Below are 7,662 nucleotides of genomic sequence, written 5' to 3'. Positions count from 1 at the left end.
GTCCGGAGCCCCCGCCGGCCCTGACGCCGTCCCCGCCGCCGCCCTTCCCGTCCTCGTGGGCTACTCCATGGGCGGCCGCGTCGCGCTCGAGGCGCTCGTGCGCCGCGGCCCCAAGGGCGAGGGCCTGCCCGTTGCGGGGATCGTGCTCGAGAGCGCGGGCCTCGGCCCCGCCGACGCCGCCGCGCGCGCGGCCTTCGCGGCCCGCAACGCCGCATGGGCCCGCGACCTGCGCGAGCAGGGCGTCGAAGCCTTCATGGAGGCGTGGGCGGAGCTTCCGCTGTTCGCCTCGCAGCGCACGCTGCCCGCCTCGGTGCGCGCCCGCGTGCAGGCCGAGCGCTCGGGCAACGCGCCCTCGGCCCTCGTCTGGCAGCTCGAGGAGCTCGGCCAGCATCGCCAGGCGGACGAGGCCGCCTCGCTTTCCGCCCTCGCCCGCGCCGCGGACGCGGGCCTGCCCGTGCTCTACCTGGCCGGAGAGCTCGACGGGAAGTACGCCGCCCTCGCGCGCCGCGTGGCCCAGGGCGCGCCCGCCGCCCGCGCCAAGCTCATCGCAGGAGCGGGCCACAACACGCACTTGGAGCAAGCTCAATCTTTTGTCGAGGCCCTGGTAGACTTCGCCCAGAATAATTGAGTAAAACGCGCCGCACGCTGCACGAACCGCGCGCAGAGCGCTATCATGGCATCATTGCGCAGCCAACTGAACAGGGAGCACCATGACCGACATCCTGTGGAAGCCGGGCAAGCAGTATCGCGAGATCATCTACGAGACCTGCGACGGCATCGCCAAGATAACCATCAACCGACCGCAGCGTCGCAACGCGTTCACGCCGCTCACGGTGAACGAGATGTACGATGCGTTCACCGTCGCGCGCGACGATGCGGAGATCGGCGTCATCATCCTCACGGGCGCCAACCACGGCGGGCGCCACGAGGACGAGGCGTTCTGCTCGGGCGGCGACCAGAAGATCCGCGGCAACGGCGGCTACGTGGGCGAGGACTCCATCCCGCGCCTGAACGTGCTCGACCTGCAGCGGCTCATCCGCATCGTGCCCAAGCCGGTGATCGCCATGGTGAACGGCTACGCCATCGGCGGCGGGCACGTGCTGCACATCCTGTGCGACCTGTCCATCGCGGCTGACACGGCGAAGTTCGGCCAGACGGGCCCGAAGGTGGGCAGCTTCGACGCGGGCTACGGCGCGGGGTATCTGGCCGACATCGTGGGCCAGAAGAAGGCGCGCGAGATCTGGTATCTGTGCCGCCAGTACACCGCAGCCGAGGCGCTTGAGATGGGCCTGGTCAACAAGGTGGTTCCCTTCGACGAGCTGGAAGCGGAGTGCGTGAGCTGGGCGCGCGAGATGATGCAGTTCTCGCCCACGGCGCTGCGCCTCATGAAGGCGTCGTTCAACGCGGCCACCGACGGCCTGGCGGGCCTCCAGCAGCTCGGCGGCGACGCCACGCTTCTGTACTACACCACCGACGAGGCGAAGGAGGGCCGCGACGCGTTCAAGGAGAAGCGCGCGCCCGACTTCACCCAGTTCCCGAAGTTTCCCTGATAGCCGCGCTGAGGCGCGGCGGGCGAGAGGACCTGCTCAAGCCATGATCAACGCCTTCGAAACCACGGCTCGACGCCACCCCGACCAGGTGTTCTTCACGTTCGTGGACGCCGGGGGGCGCAAGGTGCCCTGCACGTACCGCCGCGCGCGCATCGCGGCCGCGGCCCTTGCGCGCCTGCTGCGCCGGAAGGCCGCGCGGGCGGGGTCGGTCGTGGTGGTCGACCTGCCCAACTGCCCCGAGTTCGTGCTGCTGGTGCTGGCCGCGGCCTACGGCGGCTTCTCGCTGGTGACGCTCAACCACCGCCTGGGCGAGAAGGAGAAGCTCGCGCGCCTGCTCGAGCTCGACCGCGAGGGCGCGAAAGTTGCCTGCGCGGTTGACGAGGCGACGGCGCCCGCGCTGATCGCGCAGATCGAGGCGGTGTTCTCCGAGGAGGGCGACGCATTCGCGCACGACATCGGGCGCGTGAGCCGCGTGGCGGTGACGGAGCGCCAGACCGCGGTCGAGGACGCCATCCACTTCGCCGAGCGCGCCGCGCACCTGTTCGACGCCGACGAGCGCGCCGTCGTCATGTTCACCTCGGGGACCACGGGGCGCCCGAAGGCGGTCGCGCTCACGTGGCGGCAGCTCTCGAGCGCTGCGCGTGCGGCGAACCGCGCGCTCGGCGGTGGCGACGGCGCGCTGTGGCAGGCCGTCCTGCCGTTCTGCCACATCGGCGGCCTGCAGGTGCTCGTGCGCTCGATCGAGGGCGGCACGCCGCTTCTGGTCTACGGGCGCTTCGACGCGGCGCGGCTCCTGCGCGACGCGGCCGAGGCGGGCGCCACGCACGTCTCGGTGGTGGACAAGATGCTGCAGGACCTGCTCGCGGCCGACGCCGAGGCGGGCGGCGGCCTGCTCGCGCGCTACCGCTGCGTCCTTCTGGGCGGCGGCGCGCTGAACCCGCGGACGCTCGAGCGCTCGTGCGAGGCGCGCGTGCGCGTGCATGCGAGCTACGGCATGACCGAGACCTCCAGCCTGATCGCAAGCTCCCTGGTCACGCAGCGGTTCACGGGCGGGCTCGCCCTCCTGGGCGGCTACGAGGCGCGCATCGTGGAGCCCGACGCCGAGGGCTTCGGGCGCCTGGCGGTGCGCGGCCCGGGCGTGTTCGAGGGCTACCTCAACGCGCGCGCGGCGTTCACGGTCGACGGCTTCTTCCTCACCGGCGACGTGGCGGCCCTGCGCGGGCGGCTCCTCTTCGTGAGGGAGCGCACGTCTGACATGTTCGTGTCGGGCGGCGAGAACATCTACCCCGCCGAGATCGTGGCGGCCCTGCGCCGCGTCGAGGGCGTGTCGGACGCGCACGTGTTCGGCGTGCCCGACGCCACGTGGGGGCGGCGGCCCGTGGCCGTGGTCGAGCGCTCGCGCGCCGGCGTGCAGGCCGAGCACGTGGAGCGCGCCGCGCGGGCGAGCCTGTCCAAGCTCACCATGCCGAAGGCCGTCATGATGGTCGACCAGCTGCCGCGCGCCGGCATCGGGAAGGTGGACCGCGCGGCGACCGAGCGGCTCTACGAGCAGCGCGTCGAGGTGGAGCGCGTCATCCTGCACCACGTGCGCCTGCCCTTCCGGACGCCCTTCAAGACGGCGAAGGCGACGCTCTCGCACCGCGACCTCATCATCGTCGAGGCAGTTGACCACGCGGGGCGCGTGGGGCTCGGCGAGTGCGTGGCGTTCTCGACCGACTGGTACCTGCCCGAGACGCTCGCGGATGACGCGCGCTTTCTGGAGGAGGTGCTCGCGCCGTTCGCGCGCGGGCGCGCCTTCGCCCACCCGCGTGAGGCGTACGACGCGTTTTCGCAGGTCGGCGGAGCTCAGACGCATCCCATGGCGGTGTGCGCCCTGGAGAGCGCGCTGTGGGACCTGTTCGGGCGCATCCAGGGCGAGCCGCTGTGGAAGCTCGTCGGCGAGGAGCACGAGCGCCTCTGCGCGCTGTGGGAGGAAGGCTCCCACGCGCCGTTCCCGCAGCTGCCGCGCGCGGTGACGGCGAAGGGCAGCCAGGCGATGGTGCGCGCGGGCGCCGTGGTGGGCATGGGGGAGGCGCCCGAGGTGGTCGCAGGCGTGCGCGAGGCGGTGGCCGCGGGCTACAAGCGCGTGAAGCTCAAGATCGCGCCCGGCCAGGGGCTTGCCGCCGTGCGCGCCGTGCGCGAGGCGTACCCGCACCTGCTCGTCACGCTCGACGCGAACCAGAGCTTCCCGGTGCGCGACCTCGACGAGCTGCGTGCCTACGACGAGCTGGGCGTGGGCTGGATCGAGGAGCCGCTCGACGTGAGCCGCCCGAGCTTCGACGGCGTGCGCGACGCGCTCTCGCGGCTCGCGCACCTGCAGCGCGCGCTGTCGACGCCGGTGTGCGTGGACGAGTCGTACGTGACCGCGGCCGACGCCGAGCGCATCCTGCGCCACCGCGACCTGCGCTGCATCGTCGTGAAGATCGCGAAGTTCGGCGGCATCGAGCCCGCGCTGCGCTTCATCGTGCAGGCGCAGGCGCGCGGGCGCGAGGTGTGGATGGGCGGCATGTACGACACCGGCATCTCGAAGCGCATGCACGCCGCGTTCGAGACGCTCCCGGGCATCATCGTGCCGGGGGACGTGGGCGCCACCGCGCGCTACTTCGACGTCGACGTCACCGATCCGCCCTACGAGGCGGCGCGCGGCTACGTGCTGCTCAACGGCGAGGGGCACGAGGCGGGCCTGGGGTGCGCCCTCGACAACGGCGCCCTCGCGAAGGTGAGGGTCGCCCGCGTGGAGATATAGCGGGCGCGCGGCCGCGCGCATGGCTGGGCGCCCGCGCCCCGCCTGCGCTCTGCTTCGCGCTCGGCCTGGTGCCTGCGCCCCGCCTGCTGCCCCGCCGCGCCCTTCGCGCCTCTCACCTGTGGATGTGTTGCGGGTTTCGCGGCCTCCATCTCCTCCGATCCCCTCGATCCCTTACGATGAGGGTAAGTCTGTATGCACTCCAAGGAGGATCATCCGCTTCAAATGAACATCGCGATTAGCTTGGTCTTGGTTGTCCTGTTCCTGTTGATGAACGCGTTCTTCGTGATCGCCGAGTTTGCGCTGGTGCGCGTGCGCAAGTCGCAGCTCGAGATCGCGGTCGAGGAAGGCAAGCGCGGCGCCAAGAACGCCAAGACGGTTGCCGAGAACGTGAACGCGTACCTGTCCGCCTGCCAGCTCGGCATCACGCTGGCGTCGCTGGCGCTCGGCTGGCTGGGCGAGCCGGCGTTCTCCGAGCTCATCCGCCCGCTGTTCGTGATGCTGCACCTGCCCGAGGCCGCCATCTCCGTGGTGGCCGTGGCCATCGGCTACTTCATCATGACCACGCTGCACGTGGTGGTGGGCGAGCTCATCCCCAAGTCGTTCGCCATCTTCTCCACCGAGAAGTACGCGCTCATGACGGCCACGCCGCTCATCTGGTTCTACAAGATCACCTACCCCGTGATGCTGCTGTTCAACGGCATCACCAACAGCGTCGTGCGCCTGTGCGGGCACGACCCGGCCAACGAGCACGAGGTGTACACCGGCGAGGAGATCAAGCTGCTGATCGACGAGTCCACGGAGAGCGGGCTCATCAACCCCGAGCAGAACGAGTTCGTGGACAACATCTTCGATCTGGGCGACAAGGACGCCGAGGCCATCATGACGCCGCGCACCGACGTGGTGTGCCTGGACCTCGAGGACCCGCTCGAGGAGAACCTCGAGATCATCCGCCAGTACCGCTACACGCGCTACCCGGTGTGCCGCGGGTCGAAGGACCACATGGCGGGCTTCGTGCACATGAAGGACTTCTTCGGCGCGTCAGCTGACGCGTCCATGGAGGAGTGGAACGTCCGCGAGCTGCCGGCGGTGCCTGATACGATGTCGATCGCGCGCCTGCTCGAGACGATGCAGGTGAAGCGCACCGAGATCTGCGTGGTGGTCGACGAGCACGGCGGCACGGCGGGCATCGTCACCATGTCCGACGTGATGGAGCAGATCGTGGGCCGCATCGACGACGAGTACGTGCACGACGTGGAGGACGAGATCGTCGCGCTGCCCGACGGCACCTACCTCGTCGACGGCGCGCTGGCCATCGACGAGCTGGCGGAGTTCCTCGACTTCAGGCCCGAGGAGGCTGACGAGGTGGAGACGGCGGGCGGCCTTCTGCTCGCGCTGTTCGACCGCATCCCGGCCGAGGGCGACGTGACGCGGCTTTCGCATCGCGGCACGAAGGTGACGTTCACCGTGTTCGACATGGACCGCCATCGCATCGACAAGATCGGCATGCGGATCGACCGCCCCGAGGAGCCTGAGGAGGAGTAGGCGCGGCAGGCGCGCGTCGCGCGGAGGCGGACTGGCTGCGGGCGCATGCTACCTGCGGGCGCCCGCCGTCTTGCAGCGGATGCTCAGCCTGGGCTACTCCACCTTGAACCCGAGGAAGCGCTCGGCGTTGTGCCAGGTGAGGTCCTCCAGCTCGTCGTCGGTGAAGGGCAGCGCGGCGTACATCTCCAGCTCGCGCACGGGGCTCCACATGGGGAAGTCCGAGCCGAACATGAGGCGGTCGGTGCCGTAGAGCTTCGTGAGCTCGTAGGTGCGGCGCGGGCCGAGGAAGGTCTGCGCGCTCGACATGTCGAGGAAGCAGCGCTCGTCTTCGAGCAGCTCGAACGCGAGGTCGAAGATCGACCAGCCGCCGAAGTGGGCGGCGTTCACCACCAGGTTCGGGAACGCGTGCAGGATCTTCTTCAGGCGCCGCGGGTGCGAGTAGTCGTAGCGGTAGTCGCCGGTGTGCATGACGAGCGGCAGCCGCCCCTCGATGATCTCGTAGATGCGCATCAGGCGCGGGTCGTCCATGTTGACGCCCTGCGTGTCGGGGTGCAGCTTCACGCCCTTGAGGCCGAGCCCGATGACGCGCTCGATCTCCGCCTCGGGGTCGGGGAAGCCCTGGTGCAGCGTGGCGAAGCCGATGAAGCTGGGATGCGCGGCGCACTGCGCGGCGATGAAGTCGTTGATCGAGGGCACCTGCGAGGGCTTCGTGGCCACCGAGTACACCATGTGGTGCGTGATGGGGGAGCCTTCGCACGTGCTGATCAGGCCGTCTGCCGAGCCGTCGCCCTCGGCCATGTCGACGAGGTAGAAGTCGCCGACGCTCTTCACGGCGCGCGCGGCGATCTTGTCAGGGTAGATGTGGCAGTGGCAGTCGATGACGGTCATGGGCGGTGCTCCTCGGGTCGTGCTTCATAGCTGCGGCGATTGCGTCGGGCGAGCCAGCAAGCATGGTAGCACGGCCGCGCGCGCGTCGCGAGGCGGCAGGCGCCTCCGTGCGCGCGAAACGGCGGCGAAACTTCACAAGCGGCTGGATTGGGGCTATCATCGAGGGGAACAGCGAGGCGCAGGGCCGCCTTCGCTCAAGGCGATGCGCGTCTTCTGGCGCGCGCAGTGAAAGGGGTATGCCATGCTGTACAAGAAGATTCTCGTTCCCTTCGACGGCTCTGACCCGGCGAAGAACGCGCTGACGGTTGCCAAGAAGATGATCGCCGACGACGCCGGGGCGACGCTGTGCGTGCTGTCGGTGGTGCCTGCGAACGCCATCGCCGCGGAGCTCGAGTCGCCCACCAACCCGGTGGCGGGCACGCCGCTGCTGTTCCCCGACGTCGACTCCTACGAGCGCGTGATCGCCAACGCGAAGACGCGCGCCGAGGAGCGCCTGCGCGAGGGCGTCGGCGACGCGCTCGACGGCGCGAGCTTCGACGTGCGGTTCTGCGTCACCATCGCGGGCAAGACGGCCGAGGGCATCGTCGACTTCGCGGAGGAGCAGCAGGCCGAGATCATCGTGATGGGGCGTCGCGGCCTCGGCGCGCTGCGCGGCATGCTCGGCTCGGTCAGCTACGCCGTGCTCCACGAGGCCGACATCCCCGTGCTCACCGTGAAGTAGCGCGTGCGACGCTGGCGTGATGCGGGCGGGCGGCATGGACGTGCGGGCGGGTTGATTTGCGAAGTCAGCCGAACACCTTCCCTCGACCTGCGCGTTCCATGGTTAGCCGAACGCGATGACGGTGTTCTGCGGGCGACCTATCGGGATCTTTTCCTGTTCGGATGACTCTGGAGGCA

The 7,662-nt window shown here is 69.9% G+C and carries 6 protein-coding genes; 5 read left to right on the top strand and 1 reads right to left on the bottom strand.

All coding sequences use genetic code 11. The features are described from left to right. From HRL41_RS11325 to HRL41_RS11310, 4 genes are all read left to right on the top strand, one after another. Positions 1 to 628, top strand: a 628-nt coding sequence (locus HRL41_RS11325; protein WP_172137116.1) for an alpha/beta fold hydrolase, incomplete at its 5' end; no start/stop codon positions are given. Between the two features lie 82 nt (positions 629 to 710). Beyond that, positions 711 to 1,550, top strand: a complete 840-nt coding sequence (gene menB, locus HRL41_RS11320; RefSeq protein ID WP_172137115.1) for a 1,4-dihydroxy-2-naphthoyl-CoA synthase — start codon at positions 711 to 713, stop codon at positions 1,548 to 1,550. A gap of 43 nt (positions 1,551 to 1,593) precedes the next feature. Further along, positions 1,594 to 4,335, top strand: coding sequence for an AMP-binding protein (locus tag HRL41_RS11315; protein WP_172137114.1), 2,742 nt, complete (start codon positions 1,594 to 1,596; stop codon positions 4,333 to 4,335). A 222-nt stretch (positions 4,336 to 4,557) separates the two neighbouring features. Then, on the top strand, positions 4,558 to 5,877 hold the full coding sequence (locus HRL41_RS11310; RefSeq protein ID WP_172137113.1) for a hemolysin family protein: 1,320 nt from the start codon (positions 4,558 to 4,560) through the stop codon (positions 5,875 to 5,877). A gap of 93 nt (positions 5,878 to 5,970) precedes the next feature. Here the strand turns inward: HRL41_RS11310 and HRL41_RS11305 are convergent, their stop codons facing one another. Next, a complete protein-coding gene (locus HRL41_RS11305) occupies positions 5,971 to 6,765 on the bottom strand; it encodes an amidohydrolase family protein (RefSeq protein WP_172137112.1) in 795 nt (264 codons plus the stop codon). Between the two features lie 241 nt (positions 6,766 to 7,006). On the opposite strand from HRL41_RS11305, the gene HRL41_RS11300 reads away from it, so the two are divergent. Further along, positions 7,007 to 7,486, top strand: a complete 480-nt coding sequence (locus HRL41_RS11300; protein WP_172137111.1) for a universal stress protein — start codon at positions 7,007 to 7,009, stop codon at positions 7,484 to 7,486. Positions 7,487 to 7,662: the final 176 nt, after the last annotated feature.

Origin of the sequence: Adlercreutzia sp. ZJ473, from assembly GCF_013185065.1 — a bacterium.
GTDB lineage: Bacteria > Actinomycetota > Coriobacteriia > Coriobacteriales > Eggerthellaceae > CAAEEV01.
Note: the sequence above shows the minus strand (reverse complement) of the source record. Positions and strands in the feature narration are given on the sequence as shown.

What these genes read in the sequence shown, in the direction of transcription:
- HRL41_RS11300 (WP_172137111.1), top strand. Translation starts at nt 7,007, where the DNA reads ATGCTGTACAAGAAGATTCTCGTTCCCTTCGACGGCTCTGACCCGGCG.
- HRL41_RS11305 (WP_172137112.1), bottom strand. Translation starts at nt 6,765, where the DNA reads ATGACCGTCATCGACTGCCACTGCCACATCTACCCTGACAAGATCGCC.
- HRL41_RS11315 (WP_172137114.1), top strand. Translation starts at nt 1,594, where the DNA reads ATGATCAACGCCTTCGAAACCACGGCTCGACGCCACCCCGACCAGGTG.
- HRL41_RS11310 (WP_172137113.1), top strand. Translation starts at nt 4,558, where the DNA reads ATGAACATCGCGATTAGCTTGGTCTTGGTTGTCCTGTTCCTGTTGATG.
- menB (WP_172137115.1), top strand. Translation starts at nt 711, where the DNA reads ATGACCGACATCCTGTGGAAGCCGGGCAAGCAGTATCGCGAGATCATC.